General features: G+C 60.9%; 18 protein-coding genes and 1 pseudogene. 14 read left to right on the top strand and 5 right to left on the bottom strand.

The window, feature by feature from the left end:
* Positions 1-62 precede the first annotated feature (62 nt).
* Together Q0907_RS12750 and Q0907_RS12745 are read right to left on the bottom strand one after the other, a co-directional pair.
* Entirely contained in the window at positions 63-347 is a 285-nt protein-coding gene (locus Q0907_RS12750) for a hypothetical protein (RefSeq protein ID WP_299345315.1), read from the bottom strand.
* Positions 348-852: 505 nt separating this feature from the next.
* Entirely contained in the window at positions 853-1,083 is a 231-nt protein-coding gene (locus tag Q0907_RS12745) for a helix-turn-helix transcriptional regulator (protein WP_299345313.1), read from the bottom strand.
* Between the two features lie 110 nt (positions 1,084-1,193).
* On the opposite strand from Q0907_RS12745, the gene Q0907_RS12740 reads away from it, so the two are divergent.
* The 3 genes from Q0907_RS12740 (at position 1,194) to Q0907_RS12730 (ending at position 3,727) form a co-directional block, all read left to right on the top strand.
* On the top strand, positions 1,194-1,448 hold the full coding sequence (locus tag Q0907_RS12740; protein WP_299345311.1) for a hypothetical protein: 255 nt from the start codon (positions 1,194-1,196) through the stop codon (positions 1,446-1,448).
* Positions 1,441-2,751: a DUF3596 domain-containing protein gene (locus Q0907_RS12735; protein WP_299345310.1), complete on the top strand. Its 1,311-nt coding sequence runs from the start codon at positions 1,441-1,443 to the stop codon at positions 2,749-2,751. The genes Q0907_RS12740 and Q0907_RS12735 overlap by 8 nt, the downstream gene beginning before the upstream one ends.
* A 118-nt stretch (positions 2,752-2,869) precedes the next feature.
* Complete coding sequence (locus Q0907_RS12730) at positions 2,870-3,727, top strand: hypothetical protein (RefSeq protein WP_299345307.1); 858 nt, start codon at positions 2,870-2,872, stop codon at positions 3,725-3,727.
* Positions 3,728-3,789: 62 nt separating this feature from the next.
* Here Q0907_RS12730 and Q0907_RS12725 read toward each other — a convergent pair whose 3' ends face one another.
* Entirely contained in the window at positions 3,790-4,152 is a 363-nt protein-coding gene (locus Q0907_RS12725; protein ID WP_299345305.1) for a hypothetical protein, read from the bottom strand.
* Positions 4,153-4,661: 509 nt separating this feature from the next.
* Between Q0907_RS12725 and Q0907_RS12720 the strand changes: the two genes are divergently transcribed.
* From Q0907_RS12720 to Q0907_RS12700, 5 genes and pseudogenes are all read left to right on the top strand, one after another.
* Positions 4,662-5,039, top strand: coding sequence for a hypothetical protein (locus Q0907_RS12720; RefSeq protein WP_299345303.1), 378 nt, complete (start codon positions 4,662-4,664; stop codon positions 5,037-5,039).
* A 143-nt stretch (positions 5,040-5,182) separates the two neighbouring features.
* Positions 5,183-6,070, top strand: coding sequence for a hypothetical protein (locus Q0907_RS12715; protein ID WP_299345300.1), 888 nt, complete (start codon positions 5,183-5,185; stop codon positions 6,068-6,070).
* 79 nt (positions 6,071-6,149) lie between these two features.
* On the top strand, positions 6,150-7,022 hold the full coding sequence (locus Q0907_RS12710) for a DUF3553 domain-containing protein (RefSeq protein ID WP_299345297.1): 873 nt from the start codon (positions 6,150-6,152) through the stop codon (positions 7,020-7,022).
* Between the two features lies 1 nt (position 7,023).
* Positions 7,024-7,425, top strand: coding sequence for a hypothetical protein (locus Q0907_RS12705; protein ID WP_299345294.1), 402 nt, complete (start codon positions 7,024-7,026; stop codon positions 7,423-7,425).
* Positions 7,426-7,594: 169 nt separating this feature from the next.
* Positions 7,595-8,068: pseudogene (locus Q0907_RS12700) on the top strand (IS30 family transposase); the annotation flags it as partial.
* A 125-nt stretch (positions 8,069-8,193) separates the two neighbouring features.
* Here the strand turns inward: Q0907_RS12700 and Q0907_RS12695 are convergent.
* A complete protein-coding gene (locus Q0907_RS12695) occupies positions 8,194-8,487 on the bottom strand; it encodes an antibiotic biosynthesis monooxygenase (RefSeq protein ID WP_204735960.1) in 294 nt (97 codons plus the stop codon).
* 135 nt (positions 8,488-8,622) lie between these two features.
* Between Q0907_RS12695 and Q0907_RS12690 the strand changes: the two genes are divergently transcribed.
* Together Q0907_RS12690 and Q0907_RS12685 are read left to right on the top strand one after the other, a co-directional pair.
* Entirely contained in the window at positions 8,623-9,597 is a 975-nt protein-coding gene (locus Q0907_RS12690) for a helix-turn-helix domain-containing protein (protein ID WP_299345289.1), read from the top strand.
* A gap of 79 nt (positions 9,598-9,676) precedes the next feature.
* Positions 9,677-10,582, top strand: coding sequence for an IS3 family transposase (locus Q0907_RS12685; RefSeq protein WP_299345286.1), 906 nt, complete (start codon positions 9,677-9,679; stop codon positions 10,580-10,582).
* A 536-nt stretch (positions 10,583-11,118) separates the two neighbouring features.
* Here the strand turns inward: Q0907_RS12685 and Q0907_RS12680 are convergent.
* Positions 11,119-11,568, bottom strand: a complete 450-nt coding sequence (locus Q0907_RS12680) for a MarR family transcriptional regulator (protein ID WP_299345283.1) — start codon at positions 11,566-11,568, stop codon at positions 11,119-11,121.
* A 169-nt stretch (positions 11,569-11,737) separates the two neighbouring features.
* Here Q0907_RS12680 and Q0907_RS12675 point away from each other — a divergent pair, with 169 nt between their 5' ends.
* From Q0907_RS12675 to Q0907_RS12660, 4 genes are all read left to right on the top strand, one after another.
* Entirely contained in the window at positions 11,738-12,613 is an 876-nt protein-coding gene (locus Q0907_RS12675) for a hypothetical protein (protein WP_299345280.1), read from the top strand.
* 94 nt (positions 12,614-12,707) lie between these two features.
* Positions 12,708-13,343, top strand: coding sequence for a TetR/AcrR family transcriptional regulator C-terminal domain-containing protein (locus tag Q0907_RS12670; protein ID WP_299345277.1), 636 nt, complete (start codon positions 12,708-12,710; stop codon positions 13,341-13,343).
* 122 nt (positions 13,344-13,465) lie between these two features.
* On the top strand, positions 13,466-14,557 hold the full coding sequence (locus Q0907_RS12665; RefSeq protein WP_299345274.1) for an efflux RND transporter periplasmic adaptor subunit: 1,092 nt from the start codon (positions 13,466-13,468) through the stop codon (positions 14,555-14,557).
* Entirely contained in the window at positions 14,554-17,634 is a 3,081-nt protein-coding gene (locus Q0907_RS12660) for an efflux RND transporter permease subunit (RefSeq protein WP_299345272.1), read from the top strand. Before Q0907_RS12665 ends, Q0907_RS12660 begins: the two co-directional genes overlap by 4 nt.
* Positions 17,635-17,760 lie beyond the last annotated feature (126 nt).

Below are 17,760 nucleotides of genomic sequence, written 5' to 3'. Positions count from 1 at the left end.
TTGGCACAAAATCCGCGAGGGTATTGAACAGTCGAACGCCTGCGATTCCCCCATGGGGTGGGTTAAGCGATGGCGTCGAAGAGTCTCTCGCGCCAGCTCAGCTTCTTGAGGTGCTCCAAGTAGCCTTCTGATCGGAGCGTGTCGTTGTGCGACGGCCAGCGGAGCGACTCAATGTGCCCGGGGTCGTCCGAACTGATGGCAGCCGTCTCTGCATCGACCTCAGATAGAGACAAGTCAGCCCAGCGCCCTTGCAACTTGCAGTACGCCTTTCTCATCAGCTCGTGCGCTGTCGCCTTCGCCCCGAAGTCCCAGACGAGATCCGCTATCCCACAGACGGCAACTAGCATGCCCCCTACTCCCATCAACCTAGGGCTACCTGCGAAGACGCTGGAGAACGCCGAGGCACTCCCGACGGCGGCAACAAAGGTCACCACCGCGCGCATTCGACGGTAGAGTCTGGCGTGCCTGTAATGAAGCCTGATCTCGTACTTGAGATCATTGAGCGCCTCAAGCTTGGTCCGCTTCTGTGCCTGATTTTCTGACACCCGGCGACTTACTTCTTAGATGGAGGCGGTGGGGTGCTGGGCCTTGCTGGTGGCGCAGGAGTTGACGGCATTCGCCCCGGAGGATTGCCCCTAGGGTCAGGCGTTGAGGGAATGCCGATTACGGGACGCTGGCGAACCATTGCAACCTCCACGGTGGCGAAGTCCAGCCAATTTACTGCTACCCGCCCCCGGCAGACAATCCAAGTCTCGCAAGGAGATTTGCGACAGACGACCGATACCACTTCGCATTGCGAACGGTGAGGATGCCTCTCGCGTTCAGCTCTCCCGGCACCCCGCCGGCCATGGGCTATCCGTTGCCTTCGTCAACGTACGTAAGCAAGTCGCCAGGCTGACAACTGAAATACCTGCACAACTTATCAATGATGTCCGTGCCCACATTCGCACCGGGCTGATTAGCGACCTTGGAAAGCGTGGCACGGTGAATTCCCGTGGCCTCCGCCACCTCCGACAGGGAAACAACACGCCTTTCGCGAAACGCCTTGTCGGCGATTAGTTCAGCAAGTCGGAATCTAATCATATGAACAAATACTGAATTCTGTCGCCCACAGGCGACATTTGTCGTTGACACTCGCCATACGTTGACTATTATGACCAACAGACGTCGCTTATACGCGACAGCCGTTGACGATGAACGACAAGGAGCGCGCCGTGCAAACTTACCTCACCACCGAAGAACTGGCTAGCCGGATCCATTACGACGTCCGCACGATCAGGAATCGCCTCAAGGACAGCGTCCTGCTGGAGGGCACGCATTACATCCGACCCTTTGGTGGCCGGAAACTCCTGTTCCTGTGGGAGGCAATCGAGAGGGACATCGGTAACGCGTCCGCCAGCCGGGCGCCTCTGATCCCGATGGCCAACGGGGGCCGGGCACATGGCTAACGTCCGCCGCCGCCCCGAGACGGGCTGCCTGTTTCTTGATTTCCGATACCGCGGCGTTCGATGCCGAGAGCAGACGACCCTGCAGGACACGGCGGCCAACCGCCGGACTCTGGAGGCCTTTGCCAACCGCATCAAACGCGAGATTGCCAAAGGATCGTTCGACTACAGGGCGTTCTTCCCCGACAGTCCTCGCGCCACCCAGTTTGACGGCGACATGCAGGCCACTCCGACGGTGGTGGCGACAAGCAGCCATGCCTCGCCGGATAGGGGTCCCTCCACCCCGACGCTGGGGCAGTTCGCCGGGACCTGGTACCAAGAGAACCTGCCGCGATGGCGCCAGACCCATGCCGACACGGTTCAAGGCACCCTGCAACAACACATCATTCCCAAGCTGGGTGAGAAGCCGCTGGCTGAAATCACCCGAGCGGATCTGCTGGCCTTCCGGGCCGAACTGGGCAAGCAAACCGGCAAAGGCGGCGGCGCCCTGTCTCCCTCGAGGATCAATCACATCATGACGCCCTTGCGCATGTTGATGGCCGAGGCTTCCGAGCGCTACGAGTTCCTCACCCCGTTCCGGAACATCAAGCCTCTGCGCCTACCCAAGCTAGACATCCAGCCGCTTTCGCTGGATGAGGTCCACCGCGCCCTTGGCACCGTCCGCAAAGACTGGCATCCGTACCTGGCTACCCGCTTTTTCACGGGGATGCGGACAGGCGAGATCAATGCGCTGGAGTGGAAGCACATCGACTTCGAGCAGGATCTGATCCTGGTCCGCCAGTCGATCGTCAAAGGGAAGTTGGAGAACACCAAGACCGATGGCTCGATGAGGGATATCCCCATGGTTCCCTTGGTGCGCACGGCCCTGCTTGAACAGCGGAAACTGGTTTCTGAGGATTGCCGCTGGGTCTTTGCACAGCGCAACGGTGATCCGATCAACCTGGTCAACTTCACCAATCGGGTCTGGCATCCCCTGCTCCGCCATCTCGGCTTGGCGCCCCGCAGGCCCTATCAGACCCGCCATACGGCAGCCACGCTGATGCTGGCCTCGGGCGAGAATCCGGAGTGGGTGGCCCGAACCTTGGGCCATGCCAATACGGAGATGTTGTTCCGGGTCTACTCGCGCTACGTGCCGAACCTGACCCGCAACGACGGCAAGGCCTTCACGGGGCTGGTCACCGCCTCCTCCATGCCGACCAGTAGCAATCCCCGGACAAAGGATGCCCCGCAGGGCACGACCCCTCCTTTGTCTGTGCTGACCCGCAAACAGCTCGAAGCCCTGGTCGCTCAACTTCAGCAGCAGTAGCGGCTCCGCCAAGCAGCCTCTCCAACCGCCGAACAGGCCCCGCTTGACGCACTCGCGACGAGCCTAGCCCTCCTGTGCCTCAAAACCCACTCCACAGCAACTCATCCAAGGAAGACCCATGAACAAGCATCCCCTCATCACCCAGCCCGTCACCTTCGATGCCGTTCTCGAACCTGGCCTGATCAGTGGCGATGGCCTCCAGTCGGTACGTGTGCTCCATCCGGACGGCGAGCTCGCCGCGTGGACCTGGCATCACTTCGATGCAGCCAACACGGACTCCGTACTGACTGCCACCGTGAGCATCCATCCGCTTGGCTATCCCGTGGGACTGACCTCGGTCATTGAACGCATCCAGTGGCAGCCGGCCCTGCAGGTCATCGACCTCATCCCCGAGGTCACAGGCACCGCGAAACTGGTCGCTCGCTTCCGCGCGTTGGTGGATCAGATCCGCCACCCGGGTATGCAGCAGCTGCTCCAGGACGTCTTCGCCCTGCGCCCGCTGTTCTACAACTACTGGAACACGACCATCGAAATCGACGGCAAGACATGCTCCCTGGCGCAGAAGGCCATCACGAATGCGGAACTGGTGCATTGGGGAGTTGGATTGTCGTCCTTCCAGCGCGCCGTAGGCATGACGTTCGCCCTGCTCCGAAACGCAGGACAGGCTTGGCCACGGGAGCAGTGGTCAGATGGCGAACATGCCTTGCACCTGCTTCGGCAGATCGATGGATCCATGTCGCATCTTGCCCAAGGGTACTCGGAGGATGCGGACGTGCTGAGGGAACTGATGGAGCACGAGTATCGCCTCTCCCTCAGCCCGCTGGCATTGTCCACCCTGGAACATGTCAATCATCTGGCTGACACGAGCTGGCTCGATGCCCACTGGGATGGACTGGACGGACAACAGGCTGGCACCCGGAGCAATCTGGTTTCCCTGGATGCCTTCCGGCGTCGTCGAGCCTCGGGGTCTAGCTGACACCCTCATGCTGTCCAATATGGACGCAGCCGACGATCTGGCTGTAAGGCTGCTTCACAGGCTCAACCATTCTGTCCGCCTGCGATGGATTGGAGATATCGCAGGACCTTGTCCGTTTCGCCGGCGCCGATGACCTGCAACATCGTCCTGCCATTGAACACCCTCACAGGCACCCTCCCCATCTGCGGCAGCGCATCATGCGAGCCACGCTTCATCTCAAGGAATTTGGCCGAGACGTGTTCGACATCCGCCAGCTTCCTCTGCAAAGCAGAAGTCCGCCAGATCTCTGGCTGCGTCTCCTCTTGGCATTCCAAAGCCGCCGCTAGCTCCGAAAGCGTCAAGCCGAGGCCGGCGGCGACTTGCGCCGGGTCAATAGAGGATTGCCCAGCTGGACGCTTCCCCGTACCCGCTCCAATCCTGCTCATTACCCAATCTCCCGGACGTCATGGATCGAACGTTCGCCACCAAACGTCTCACTCGCTGACATCTGCGCAAGCCATGCTCTCATCAAACTACCCCGAGGCCGCTACATGACCATGCCAGATGAACGAACACGAGCGCTTTTGTGGGCGGGAAGCTTCCTTGTCGACATTGCGCGTGACAAGACACTTCCCATGCCGCTGAGGCGAAAGGCTGTAACGATCGCAAGGCACTTTCCTACCGTGGAAGACGTCACCTGGCTGACAGAGTCCATTCGCGACTCTGTCTTCAGTATCCAACTCGCTTCACCGGCACAAGCGCTTCCCGATCAAGGGGACTGGGATTTCGCGCCCTTGAGGCATTCCACAAGGCTCAGCTGGCCTGAAGACCCCTAGATTGAGCACCTGGCGGCTGTTCGACGGGCTCGAGCCCGGAATGGAGTCGGCGGGCCGGACTGTCCGCATGCTCTCGCGACTTGGCTTGGCTGACCGACAAATTCCATACGAGTAAGACCATGAAATCCACTTCGGAAAAGCGAACAAAAGACTTCGTAGAAAGGCTATGTGAAAACGAAGCCATCTCTCCCAGACTCTTCGCCGCACAGTTTCGCATTGACCTGGAAACGCTCGCCGAGCTTGCGCATGTGGAACTGGCTGTCATCCAGCTCACTCCAGGGTCGGAGATAGTGCAGTCCTACATGCTCGACGCCGTGAGCGTGATCTCGGCGCTCCTTGATCAAGGTGATGTGGACATCGAGCGTGCCATTGATTGGTTTCGCCACACCCCCTTGATCGAACTGGGAGGCGCTACTGCCGAGCACTACGTGTCTCAGGGAAAGAGCAGCGCAGTTCATCGCTACGCTCAAAGCCTCGCGGCAGGAGCCACGGGCTGACGGTGGATCAAGCGCCGATGCCTCTGGTAAAGACGGCTCTGCTGGCTTGACCACCACTGCCAGAACGACTCGCGAGCCAGGCAAGCGTGTAATAGTATCTGCCAAGCAGCTTCAACATCATCCTCTTGGGGAAGGGGACCCGGATGAGAATCGAATCATCTGTTGTCAATGAGCTGGTTGCCAACGCCGACCGCCTGCAGCTGGCGGCCGTCATCCCTGCAGACTACGGCCGCATGGATGTCCCCAAGGAACTGACAAACCTTCGGCTACGGCTTGGAGAGAAGATCGACGAGAAGCTACAACCTTGGTTCATCCTGCTAGACGAGAGCGTCCAGTTCTTCGTGCAGTTCGAGCGGTTCTTGTATCAGTTCCCGCTTGGCAGCGAGCTCATGGGTTACGCCGTGATGGTATCCAAGCTCAAGAGAGACATCCTGTCGATAAGGGAGCTTCTTGCCATCGGGCAAGACATGACGGCCCGGGTTCTTGCTCGAACTTTTATCGAGGACATCGAGATCGCGATGGCCTTGGCACTTAGTGCAGACACATGCCGTGCCTTTGCGAGCACACATGATACGAACGACTTTTGGAACAAGAACATCGGCTACGGCAAGGTGTACGACAAGATGACCCAGTACCTTGTTGCCTGCGGCGTTCCAGATGATCGCGCGGGTTTGCTGGTGGATCGCCATCGAGAAGCCAAGAAGATGTTCTCCGAGAGCACCCATGGGGGCCGAACCTCATCTCTGTTCAGTGCGTTCTCCCCAACACTTTCGGAACCAGACCGGGTCAACTTCCTTTCGCTCGGGGCACTCACCTACGTCACAGCTGAATTGGCGCTCTTCGTCGCCCAGGAAACGCACGCATTCGCAGGATCAGTCGTCAATGGGACCATGCACCCGCGCCCCCTCCACCTGTATGACCAGTTTGTGACCACGGGCAGGTTCATGAATGCGGCTGGATCGGCCTATGTACTCCAAGAGCTCCTGCTTCGATATGAGGACACGCTTCAAGTTCTGAGAGAGTCACTATGAGCTACCTGATCCGGCCTGTGCAGAAGTGCCATTTGATTCAACATAGAGATCAGACTAGGTACGCAAAGAGGGGAAGCGAATGAAGTATCTGAAAGGTGAGCGCGTGATCCACCCAGGAATGTCAGCCTGGGGTGTTGGCGAGGTCCTTGAAGACAGCGGCGAGAACAATGTTCCGGTCTTTTTCGTGGGTACAGGCGAGAAGACGCTTTCCTTGAAGCACGTCACCCCTACTCGCGTTTCCGGGCAGGACGCGGCGCACCCTGTCCTGGATAACCTGAAGATCTCAAAGTCTGCAAGCGGCATTCGTTATCAGAGCTTGCCCGAATCCATACAGGTTTTCCTTTCCCAGTTCCCCGGAGGATTCCGAGGAGAACGGTTCTGCAAACATGAGCGGGATTACAAGGACAAGGCAAGCCGGCAAACGTCTGACCTGCTTGGTAAAGAACCATTCGACGCACTCTTGGCGGCAGGCGATCATGAAGAGGTGGCCCGACGGGCAATAAAGCTCATCAATGCTACGAACCTTGTTTACCCTGGCGAGAAGATTTCCCTCCGTGACGGCCTGAAAGACGAATCGGCACGCAGTCTCTTCTCGTTAGCTCTGCATGGACTTTTGCATGGAGAGGGCCCATTTGAAGACCGGTTCTCCGGGTTCGCCACAGTCTTGGATGACATCGGCGCCGGCAAGTGGACGACAGCCACCTACTTCCCGTTCTTCCTTCACCCCAGTCAATATATGTTCGTAAAGCCGACGATTACACAGTTCGCGGCCGAGCTGTGCGGATTCGAATTGAACTACACGCCTCAACTCAACTGGCGCACCTATCACTCTGTCTTGGGCTTCTCGCGCTATCTCTTTGACGCCCTGGCCGAACTGGAACCTCGAGATATGATCGACGTCCAGTCCTTCATGTGGTGCATTGCACCCGGCACCTATACCGATGGGGACTAGTTTGGCAGCCAAGGCTGCGGCTTTTCGCTCGGAGCTTGCGAGAAGCTATCTATCGGGCCAGGAGGTACAGTCGATTCTTCGCGTTGATGTCGCGACTCTGACAGCTTGGCGCAAGGAGCGGCGGCTGCTTGCTGTTTGGCATCGAGCCGCCGACGAATGGCTCTACCCTGACTTCCAGTTCGATGACGGCGCGTTGATCAAAGAAATTCCCGACCTGTTGTTGGTCTACGAGACCTACTACGGCCATGTCTGGAAGAACTCGTGGGGCATCGTGGCGTGGTTCATGACTCCACATCTGCTGCTCGACGGTGCGCGGCCGGTGGACGTGATGGCCGAGCGCCCCCAGCAGGTGCTCACGGTGGCGCGAACAGAGTTCCTCCAGGATCCATCCACCTTCTGGTGACGGGCGCCGTCACCGTCTTGGCTCTCGCCATACCCGTTACGCCGTACGGGACGGAATTCTCCTAGGCCAGCCAACAACGTTGGCGGGATACCCACCTCCACCCACCCTGCTCTTTCACATACTGAATCAGTCGACTCGGCATGGCAGGTGGGTTGTCGTTGGCTGCCAGATCAGGGGTATTCTACCGGCGCGAGCCGTGGGCACGCTGGTCGAGCGCACCAGCCGCCTGCTGATGCTGGTCAAGCTGCCGCACCCCAAGCCCGCCAGTGCGGTCAGCGTGCTGCAGGCCTTCACGGAAAAACTCAACAGCATTGCCAAGCCCATGCGCAAGACGCTCACCTACGACCAGGGCCGGGAGATGGCCCGCCACAAGGAGTTGACGGCCAAAACGGGCATCGCGGTGTACTTCTGCGATCCGCACAGCCCCTGGCAGCGAGGCAGCAACGAGAACATCAATGGCCTGGTGCGCCACTACCTGCCCAAGGACGCGGACCTGAGCGGCTACAGCCAGGAGCAGCTCGATGCCATTGCCGATGAGATCAACAACCGCCCCCGCAAGGGGCTGGGCGTGAGAACGCCGCTGGCGGTGTACCGCCAATTGCTGCTCTCTCACACTGAACCACAATCCAGCCTCGTTCAGTGAAACTGTGGGTGTTGCACTTCAGGTTTGAATCCGCCCTACTTCTTGTGAAATGGCTGCAAGCTCACCGCCGAAACAGATCGGCAGCGACAAAACCCGTAGCTCCTTCGGCGCTTCGCCGCTCAGCACTATTTGACCGCCACAACATCCCAGCGTTCGATCACTACTGGTTTCGCGAGAAGCTCGTCCGCATGCTTCATGAGCGCTGCGGCGATAGGCCCATTGAGGTGGGCGGCTCGACCATCTTCGGCTTCGAAAGCGTCGAAGATTGCGAAACTGCTGGGACCGAATTTCAAGGCATACCAGACCGGCGTACCGGTCTCCGCTCGTGCAAGTGGAAGCGCTCCTTTAAGGAACTCCTCTAGCGCGGCTTCCTTACCAGGCTTGGCATCGAGCCGAACAAACAAACCCATCTGCGTCATCTTGATGATCTCCTCGGTGAATGGTTGAGGTTTGTGCTGCCAGGACATTTCAATGATCGGCTGCACACCCAAATCTAGCATCGCAACACCATAAGGGGACTTGGCAAGATTGCCAATTGTGATACCGTTCTCGCCATGATGACACCAACGACAATTTTGGCACTCGATGGCGTGTTCGATACAGGGCTGGCGGCGATACAGGACACCCTGGCGACTGCACGCGACTTGGCTCCCCCTGGGTCCAACGACGCGTGGAAAGCGCAAGTTTTCAGCATCCGCCGCGTAGCACATACCGCGCATGGCCTTGCCATCCCCACCATGCAGGCAGAAGCTCGCTCAAATCCTGAATTTGTGTTTGTCCCAGCCTTGGGTGCCAAGACGGAGGAAGGAATCGATAAAGCCCTTGCCCATCCGGACGTGCGCCGCGCTGGCGAACTGTTAGGGCGCTGGCAATCGCAAGGAGCCACCATTGCGGCCGCGTGTACGGGGACGTTTGTCTTGGCCGAGGCGGGTTTACTCAACGGGCAAGAGGCCACCACAAGTTGGTGGCTCGCTCCCTTCTTTCGCTCGCGCTATCCCGGTGTCACGCTCGATGACAGTCGTTCACTCTTACCAGGGAATGCTGTCGTTACCGCAGGCGCGGTGTTGGCACATTTCGACCTGGCGCTTTGGTTCGTTCGTCAACGCAGTCCAGAATTAGCTGACACAGTCGCACGTTACCTCCTGCTAGACCCCCGGTCGCCTCAGTCCACCTATGCCATTCCCGACCATTTGCGTCACACGGACCGGTTGGTGATGCTCTTCGAAAAGTGGGCTCGTCAAAACCTCGATGCGGGCTTCTCCTTGGGACGGGCTGCGACCTTTGTCGGCACGAGCGAGCGGACCTTATCTCGCCGGCTTTACACGATCTTGGGTCGTTCGCCCCTGGCATACTTCCAAGACCTTCGTGTTGAGCGAGCAACTTATCTGCTGAAAACGACCCAGCTGAGCATTGACGAGGTCGCAACACGTACCGGCTACGACAACGGGGCCACGCTCCGCACGCTGTTACGCCGAAAGACTGGCCGCACCGCGTTGGAGATCCGACGCTCAAACCAATTCGGAACGTAGATGCGCAAAGCGCGAACTGGAGTTACCAGCATCTTGTGGACAGGTCTAGCATCCATGCGATCAGCGGGAGGCAAGCATCATGTCTTCGAAGAAGGCTCCAAGCCGGACTCGGCGGGCTTATCAGTTCATTGAGTCGCATCGGAATGAGTTCAGCGTTCAGATGATGTGTCGGCTGCTTGGAGTTGCTCGTGCTGGTTACTACGCTTGGCTCGATCATCCGGTGTCCGACCGAGCCCAGGAAGATGCGCGCCTGCTACGTCTCATACGATCATCTTTCACCGCAAGTCACGGGATTTATGGCGCCCCCAGGGTGCTGCAGGATCTACGCGAACGCGGTGAGAAATGCAGCAAGCACAGGGTTGCACGCCTCATGCGCGAGAACGGCCTCCAGGCGTTACACGGCTACCGAATACGTCATATCCCGGTTGCAAAGCCGCACGCATTGATCCCTAACGTGCTGCAGCGTCAGTTCACGGTGCCGAGGCCCAACGAGGCCTGGGTTACGGACATCACCTACATCCGTACCTGGCAAGGATGGCTCTATTTGGCCATCGTCGTGGACCTCTTCTCGCGCAAGGTCGTAGGCTGGGCCGTCAAGCCGACGATTCATCGAGAGCTGGTCCTGAAAGCAGTCTTGAAGGCCGTTCGTGCTCGGCGCCCAAGAAAGACCCTGATCCACTCGGATCAGCGAACGCAGTATGGAAGCGACGCGTGGCGACGCTTCTGCAAGGCCAACCATCTTGAGCCAAGCATGAGCAGGCGGGCGAACTGCTGGGATAACGCAGTTGCCCAGTCTTTCTTCGGAAGCTTGAAGAAGGAGCGCATCAAGAAGCGCATCTACGCGGACCGCCAAACGGCTGCCTTGGACGTATCCGAGTACATCGAAGGCTTCTACAATCCGATCCGTCGGCACAGCTACCTCGGTGGCGTTAGTCCCATCGAGTTCGAAGCGGCACATCGGTCCCGCCGCTCAGGTGTCCACTAAATCCTGGTAACTCCATCCTGAACACAAGAGGTGAAGGGACGTCATGTTCTGACTTAACGTGCACGCCTCACTTTAGCGGACAGGTATGAGTTTTCTCGCACATCACGTCAGATAAGTCCGTCTTCGCGAGACACACTAGCCTGCCCCACGGTGGGCACACAAGCAGCGCACGGCTAAGGCAGGCTGGGCGAATGGTGCGCATAGGCCCACGGCCCGAATCGGATAACACCGCCAGTATGCAGTGGTCTAGGTGCGATCACAGATCGTACAGCGTCGATCTCGACTGCGCTGGCCGCCCCTGTCCCTCTCAAGGGCCTCTGACGAGCCCACAGCAGCCACATGCCCGCTCGGTCGCCGACGGGCAGCGGGGGCTGGCCGTTCCAATCCCGTCCGGCTGTCAAATCCTGTCAGTGCTCGGCGCATTCATTACCCCGACAAGAACGACTGATGTCAGCTCCAAGGTCGCGGAAAGCGGACATTACGCAAACCGTAAATTGAGTCGACGAGCGAAGCAGGCTTGGTCTGAATGGCGGACGTTAGACTGGCCTGCTCTGGAGCATGCGGTGGAGCAGCTCTTGAAGAAGCCGCTGATCCGACGCGCCGAGTTGGCCGATCACCGGCGCCAAGGCCTTTTGCCCTTGCGCACGCAGTTGCTTGATCAGTTTGGTGCCCTCGGCGGTGATCAGCACATCGGTGGCGCGACCATCGAGTTCATTGGGCGCACGCGCCACTAGGCCTCGTTTTTCCGCCCGGGCAATCAGCCCGGACATCGTGTGCTTCTCTAGGCCCAGGTATGCGGCTAGCTCGTTCATGCGTGGGCGTCGGTCGGCCAGGATGCCCAGCACCCGAACCAGGGAGAGCGAGAGATCGTGCTCGGCGCCGATCTTGTTGATGACGGCCATGGTGACAAAGGCGCTAGTCACCAATGCATCGGCCAACCCTTCTTCGGGAGCAGAGGGCTGTTTCAAGCTGCGGGTCGGGCTCATGAGCACAGCTTGACATAATTCGTATAGCGAACCAATATTAGGTCGTATTACGAACTATGGCGCCAGCGGTGCCGAAGGAACTTATTTGAAAGCGGCCCTTATCACCTCGTATGACGCCCCACCCCAGTACTGCGATGTTGCCGATCCTCCTCCCGTGGAGTCCGATCAGATGCTTGTGGACGTGCTGGCGGCCGGTTTGCATCACATCACCCGCGGTCGCGCCTCGGGCCAGCACTACTCCATCAACGGCACCTTGCCCGTCATTGCCGGCGTCGATGGCGTCGGTCGCGGCACCGATGGCCGGTTGCGCTACTTCGTCCAAGAGCCCGGTTTTTCCGGCTCGATGGCCCAGCGCACTGTCATCGCACTGGATCACAGCATCGAGCTCCCCCATGACGTCGACCCGGTCCTGTTGGCCGGCGCCATGAACCCAGCGATGGCCTCCTGGCTGGCGTTACGTTGCCGAGTGCCGGGATTTGGCCGGCGTTTGCCGTTTCAACAGCGCAAGCGGGTGCTGGTGCTGGGCGCCACTGGCAGCTCGGGACGCTTGGCCGTCCAGATCGCCCGACATGTGGGCGCCGGCGAGGTCATCGCCGCCGGCCGCGATCCGGGCCGGTTGGCGCAATTGCCGGCGCTAGGGGCGACCGACACCGTGACCCTGGGCGATCCCCGGTTAGGCGTACTGGCGAGTGAGGTGGATGTGGTCCTGGATTTTGTGTGGGGTCAAAGCGCGGTGATCGCCATGGAAGCGGTGCTTCGGCATCGCCAGCGACGCGATCGGCCGCTGGATTGGGTCCATCTGGGGTCTATGGCCGGCGAGAGCGCACCGCTTCCCGGGTCTTTTCTGCGCTCGACCAAGCTCCAGGTCATGGGCTGTGGGCACGGCGCCCTGTCAGGTCGCCAGATGCTGACCGAACTGCCCGCGCTGGCCGAAGCGCTGGGCCGCGGCGCTTTCCAGACGCAGGTACGGACCCTGCCGCTGAGCGAGGTGACGCGGGGGTGGGAGGCGCCAGATGACGGGGCTCGCCTGGTCTTCACGCCATGACGGGTGTGATGGCCGCCCATGGCAATCATCGAGCCGGATTGCCAGCGCCCCCTAACATCGTTAGAGTGGACGAACTAACAGTGTTAGGGCACCTATGCGCAGCCCCCTGAAACAGGAGCACATCATCGAGGCGGCCTTCCGCTTGCTCGATGAGAGCGGCATCGAAGGCGTGAGCCTGCGCAAGCTGGCCTGCAGCCTGGGCATTCGGGCTCCCTCGCTGTATTGGCATTTCAAAAGTAAGCAGGCGCTGATCGATGCCATGGCCGACGCCATGATCGCGGATGTCGCGCGTGACATTCCCGCCGGTCAGCACTGGCGCAGCACGATGCACCAGATCGCCAATGAGTTTCGGACCGCGTTCAAGGCCCACCGCGACGGCGCACGTGTGTATGCCGGCACCTTCCTGGCCACCGAGAACGTGCTGCGTGTGGGCGATGCCACCATTTCTGCCCTGGTGGAGGCAGGTGCCGATGTCGAGTTCGCCGCGACCACGGCGCTGGACTCGATCTACTACGTGATGGGCTTTGTCATCGAAGAGCAATCCCTGCCCGAACAACCCGGCGTGATCGAAGGCGTGCAACAAGCCTTCTTCGAACTGGCCAAGGCGCGGTTTCCCCGCTGTTGGGAGGCACGCGAAGTGCTGGCCGAACCGAAGTTCGATGAGCGCTTCACCAACGGCATTGAGCTGATTCTCGATGGCGTTGAGCAGCAGATTTTAAAGAGAACTTAATGCGTCCTAAGAAGAATCAGGCCGCACCGATGGTCCCGCTGTCTTCATTCACAGCCATGCGTAAGCCCTCGGGCGCAGCGCAGTAGCAAGCAACACCAAACCCCCCACATCCTGGCTTCCCTATGCGCGCACCGATCCTGCGTTGGTCACTCCTGCTCGTTTCATTGCCCCTACTCGCTGCCTGTGGCGACAAAGAAGACGAGGCAGCCGCCGAGCCGTCCTCGGCCTCGACCGTTGCCCTGACCCCTGTCCAGACCTATGCCCTGGCACGCAGCGTGACCGTGTCCGGGCCGGTCTCGCCCTACGAAGAAATGCAGCTGGGCGTAGAGCTCAGCGGTCAGCGCGTCACCGCCCTGAATGTGGATGTGGGCCAACAGGTCAAGAAGGGGCAGGTCCTACTCGAACTAGACCATCGCACGCTGGACAGCTCGCTTGCGCAAGCCGAAGCCTCGACCCAAGAGGCCAACGCTGCCCTGGTGCTGGCACAGGCTCAACATGCACGCGGATCGAAGTTGGCGGCCGAGCAGCTGATCAGCGCGGCGGACCTGGATCAGTTGCGCGCAACCTCTACCCAAGCGCAGGCGCAACTGACCACTGCGCGTGCCTCGCGTGATGCCGCCAAATTGCAGCGCGACTTCGCCCAGTTGCGAGCACCGGCCGATGGCGTGATCTCCAAGCGCCTGGTCCAGCCAGGCCAGGTGGTCGCTGCGGGCACCGAGCTACTACGCCTGATTCGAGATGGGCGTTTGGAATGGCGCGCCGAACTGCCGGAGAACCAATTGGCACAGGTGACAGTGGGCAATGAGATCGTGCTGTCCTATGCCGGCCAGCAGATCACCGGCCGCGTGCGCGCTGTTACCCCCGGCATCGATGCGCAAACCCGCACCGGCACGGTCTATGCCGACCTGCCCTCCCCTGGGCCGCTCAAGCCGGGCACGTTTGTCGAAGGCCGGATCCTGACCGGTGAGGGCCAGGCCTTCATGGTGCCCAGCGCGGCCGTGGTCCAGCGCGACGGCCACAGCTATGTGTTCGTCACCCCCGACAAGCAAACCGTACAACGCCGACGTGTCCGCACCGGCCAGACCACACAGGGACGCATCGAGATCGTGGACGGCCTCAAAGCCGGTGAGCAGGTGGTCTCCGAAGGCGCCGGTTTCCTAGGCGATGGCGATCGTGTGCGGGTGGTGGCCGGTAAGAAGTCCAGCACCCCATGAATATCTCCGCCTGGGCCATTCGCCGGCCGCTGCCGGCCCTGATGGTGTTCTTCGTGCTATGCGTGGCCGGCTTGTGGGGTTTTTATCAGTTGCCGGTAGCGCGCTTTCCAGACATCGCCTTCCCGATGACCACGGTGACGGTGACCCAGCCGGGCGCCTCGCCCAGCCAGCTGGAAACCGAGGTCACCCGCAAGGTCGAGGACTCGGTGGCCACCATCACCAACGTCAAGCGGGTGATGTCGACCGTCAGCGAAGGTATCAGTACCACCAGCATCGAGTTCGAACTGGAAACCGACCTGGCCACGGCACTCGATGACACGCGCGATGCGGTCACCCGGATCCGTACAGACCTGCCGCAAGACATCCAGGAGCCGGTGATCTCCAAGGTCGATATCGGCGGTTCGCTGATGACCTATGCGTTGGTCGCGCCGCAGATGACGGAGGATGAGGCAAGCTGGTTCGTCGACCGGGAAATCTCCCGCGCGATGTATGGCGTGCATGGCGTGGCCCGGGTCACGCGCATCGGCGGTGTCCAGCGCCAGGTGCGGGTGGATCTGGATCCCAATGCCCTGCTCGCCTTTGGCGTCACCGCCGGCGATGTCTCCCAGCAACTGGCGCAGATCCAGGTCGAGCGTGCCGGCGGCAAGGCTGAGCTCGATGGCGCCCTGCAGACCATTCGCACCTTGGGCACCGTCGCCAACGCCCATGCCTTGCGCGACTACTCCATCAGCCTGCCCGATGGCCGTTCGGTCCGGCTCTCGGCCTTGGCCACCGTCACTGACGCCGCGGCCGATCCCACCGAGGCCGCGCTGCTGGATGGCAAGGACGTGGTGGCCTTCTCCATGTCGCGCACGCGCGGCTCCAGTGAGGTCAAGGTCGAAGAAGGTGTTCACCAAGCCTTGGATGAGCTCAAGAAGGCCCACCCCGGCGTGGACTTTCGCCTAGTCACCACAGCGATCGATGAGACCCACCGCTCCTACGACTCGTCGATGACAATGTTGTACGAGGGCGCCTTGCTGGCGCTGCTCGTGGTCTGGGCGTTCCTGCGCGACTGGCGTGCCACGTGGGTGTCGGCTTTGGCCTTGCCGCTGTCCATCATCCCGACGTTCGCGGTGATGTACGCGTTCGGCTTCACCCTCAACATGATCACCCTGCTCGCCCTATCGGTGGTGGTCGGCGTGCTGGTCGATGATGCGATCGTGGAGATCGAGAACATCGTCCGCCACCTACGGATGGGCAAGTCACCAGAGGAAGCGGCCACGGAAGCCGCCGGTGAGATCGGCAATGCGGTCATTGCGACCTCGCTCACCTTGGCGGCCGTGTTCGTGCCGGTGGCCTTCATGCCGGGCATCGCCGGCAAGTTCTTCCGCGAATTCGGCTGGACTGCGGCCACCGCGGTGCTGTTCTCGTTGCTGGTGGCGCGCCTGCTCACGCCGATGATGGCGGCCTATTTGCTCAAGCCCCATGGCGAGGAGAAGCCCGACTCCCGGCTCATGACCTGGTACCTGCGCTGGGTCGATGCCGCCTTGCGCCACCGCGCACGCACGCTCTGGATCGCCACGGGCCTGTTCGTCGCCTCGCTGGCGCTGATCCCCCTGATCCCGGCCACCTTCATTCCCCAGTCCGATTTGGGCCGCAGCAATCTGAGTCTGGAACTGCCACCGGGCACCCGGCTGGAAGAAACGGTGGCCGTGGCCGAGCGCGCACGTGCGTTGCTCAAAGACATGCCCGAGCTCAAGCAGGTCTACACGGCCGCAGGCAGCGTACTGGATCTGGGCGATCCCTCTACCGTCGGCGTGGCCGATCCGCGTAAGGCCACGCTGGTGCTGGACTGGGGCCTGGCCGATGACCGGGACCGTGACCAGCGCGAGTTGGAGCGCGATGCGCGGGCTCGGCTGGCCGACATGCCCGGCGTGCGTGTGAGCTATGTCAGCTCCGAGCCGGGCAACTTGCTGCAACTGGTGCTGTCGGGCGATGACCCGCAGCGCCTGCAGGAAGCCTCGCTGGCCCTGGAGCGCGATCTTCGCGGCCTGTCCGGGCTGGGCAGCGTGACCTCTTCGGCTTCGTTGCTGCGCCCTGAAATCCAGATCGTGCCCAACGCGGCACGTGCGGCCGATATGGGTGTGTCCACCGCGGCGATCGCCGAGGCCGCACGCATCGCCACGGCCGGCGACTACGAGCAGCGTCTGGCCAAGCTCAACCTCCCCGATCGACAGATCCCGATTCGGGTCGGCTTCTCCGAGGCCACCTTGGCCAATCCTGCCCTGATCGGGCAGTTGCGCGTACCGGGCCGTTATGGACCGGTGCCCCTAGCCGCTGTGGCCGACATCCAGATGGGCAGCGGTCCCTCGCAGCTCTCGCGCTATCAGCGCCAGCGCAACGTGACCCTGACCGCCGAACTCAATGGCCGCCCGCTGGGCGAGGTCATGGAGCAGGTGCAGCAGTTGCCCAGCGTCACCCGGTTGCCGCCGGGCGTGAGCTTCCTTAACACCGGCGATGCCGAGGTCTTTGTCGAGTTGTTCGTGGGCTTCTTGCTGGCCATGGCCGCCGGCATCGTGTGCATCTACATGGTGCTGCTGTTGCTGTTCAACCATGCCTTGATGCCTCTGACGATCCTGATTGCGGTGCCACTGTGTGCCGGCGGCGCCTTTGGCGCGCTGCTGTTGACCCAGAACATGCTCTCGCTACCGGCGCTGATCGGCTTGCTGATGCTGATCGGTATCGCGACCAAGAACTCCATTTTGCTTGTCGACTACGCCGTCATCGCCGAAGACGAGCACGGGCTGAGTCAGCACGATGCCTTGATCGACGCCTGCCGCAAGCGTGCACAGCCCATCATCATGACCACCCTGGCCATGGGCGCGGGCATGATGCCGATTGCACTGGGGTTCGCCGGCGACTCCAGCTTCCGGGCTCCCATGGCGATCGCGGTCATCGGCGGCCTGGTCACCTCTACGCTCCTGAGCCTGATCGTCATCCCGGCAGCCTTCACCCTGATTGATGACATGGGCGAATGGCTTTCCCGGCGGTTCCGGGGACGCTCATCTCATCGGGATTCTCAGACGCTGCGTAACTAGTACGAGGCGCATCGTCAAAGTCTAATGAGCTCGACTGTCCGCTTTCGACCGCGGATTCATATGATCGACGCAACACACGGATAGCTGCATAGGCAGCGGGAGTGTTGCAGATGAAGCGTAGGAAGA

Origin of the sequence: uncultured Pseudoxanthomonas sp. (assembly GCF_947498795.1) — a bacterium.
In the GTDB taxonomy this organism is placed as follows: domain Bacteria; phylum Pseudomonadota; class Gammaproteobacteria; order Xanthomonadales; family Xanthomonadaceae; genus Pseudoxanthomonas_A.
The sequence above is the reverse complement of the archived record's forward strand: the minus strand, read 5'-3'. Positions and strand labels throughout refer to the sequence as shown.

What these genes read in the sequence shown, in the direction of transcription:
- Q0907_RS12750 (WP_299345315.1), bottom strand. Translation starts at nt 347, where the DNA reads ATGCTAGTTGCCGTCTGTGGGATAGCGGATCTCGTCTGGGACTTCGGG.
- Q0907_RS12745 (WP_299345313.1), bottom strand. Translation starts at nt 1,083, where the DNA reads ATGATTAGATTCCGACTTGCTGAACTAATCGCCGACAAGGCGTTTCGC.
- Q0907_RS12740 (WP_299345311.1), top strand. Translation starts at nt 1,194, where the DNA reads ATGAACGACAAGGAGCGCGCCGTGCAAACTTACCTCACCACCGAAGAA.
- Q0907_RS12735 (WP_299345310.1), top strand. Translation starts at nt 1,441, where the DNA reads ATGGCTAACGTCCGCCGCCGCCCCGAGACGGGCTGCCTGTTTCTTGAT.
- Q0907_RS12730 (WP_299345307.1), top strand. Translation starts at nt 2,870, where the DNA reads ATGAACAAGCATCCCCTCATCACCCAGCCCGTCACCTTCGATGCCGTT.
- Q0907_RS12725 (WP_299345305.1), bottom strand. Translation starts at nt 4,152, where the DNA reads ATGAGCAGGATTGGAGCGGGTACGGGGAAGCGTCCAGCTGGGCAATCC.
- Q0907_RS12720 (WP_299345303.1), top strand. Translation starts at nt 4,662, where the DNA reads ATGAAATCCACTTCGGAAAAGCGAACAAAAGACTTCGTAGAAAGGCTA.
- Q0907_RS12715 (WP_299345300.1), top strand. Translation starts at nt 5,183, where the DNA reads ATGAGAATCGAATCATCTGTTGTCAATGAGCTGGTTGCCAACGCCGAC.
- Q0907_RS12710 (WP_299345297.1), top strand. Translation starts at nt 6,150, where the DNA reads ATGAAGTATCTGAAAGGTGAGCGCGTGATCCACCCAGGAATGTCAGCC.
- Q0907_RS12695 (WP_204735960.1), bottom strand. Translation starts at nt 8,487, where the DNA reads ATGACGCAGATGGGTTTGTTTGTTCGGCTCGATGCCAAGCCTGGTAAG.
- Q0907_RS12690 (WP_299345289.1), top strand. Translation starts at nt 8,623, where the DNA reads ATGATGACACCAACGACAATTTTGGCACTCGATGGCGTGTTCGATACA.
- Q0907_RS12685 (WP_299345286.1), top strand. Translation starts at nt 9,677, where the DNA reads ATGTCTTCGAAGAAGGCTCCAAGCCGGACTCGGCGGGCTTATCAGTTC.
- Q0907_RS12680 (WP_299345283.1), bottom strand. Translation starts at nt 11,568, where the DNA reads ATGAGCCCGACCCGCAGCTTGAAACAGCCCTCTGCTCCCGAAGAAGGG.
- Q0907_RS12675 (WP_299345280.1), top strand. Translation starts at nt 11,738, where the DNA reads ATGCTTGTGGACGTGCTGGCGGCCGGTTTGCATCACATCACCCGCGGT.
- Q0907_RS12670 (WP_299345277.1), top strand. Translation starts at nt 12,708, where the DNA reads ATGCGCAGCCCCCTGAAACAGGAGCACATCATCGAGGCGGCCTTCCGC.
- Q0907_RS12665 (WP_299345274.1), top strand. Translation starts at nt 13,466, where the DNA reads ATGCGCGCACCGATCCTGCGTTGGTCACTCCTGCTCGTTTCATTGCCC.
- Q0907_RS12660 (WP_299345272.1), top strand. Translation starts at nt 14,554, where the DNA reads ATGAATATCTCCGCCTGGGCCATTCGCCGGCCGCTGCCGGCCCTGATG.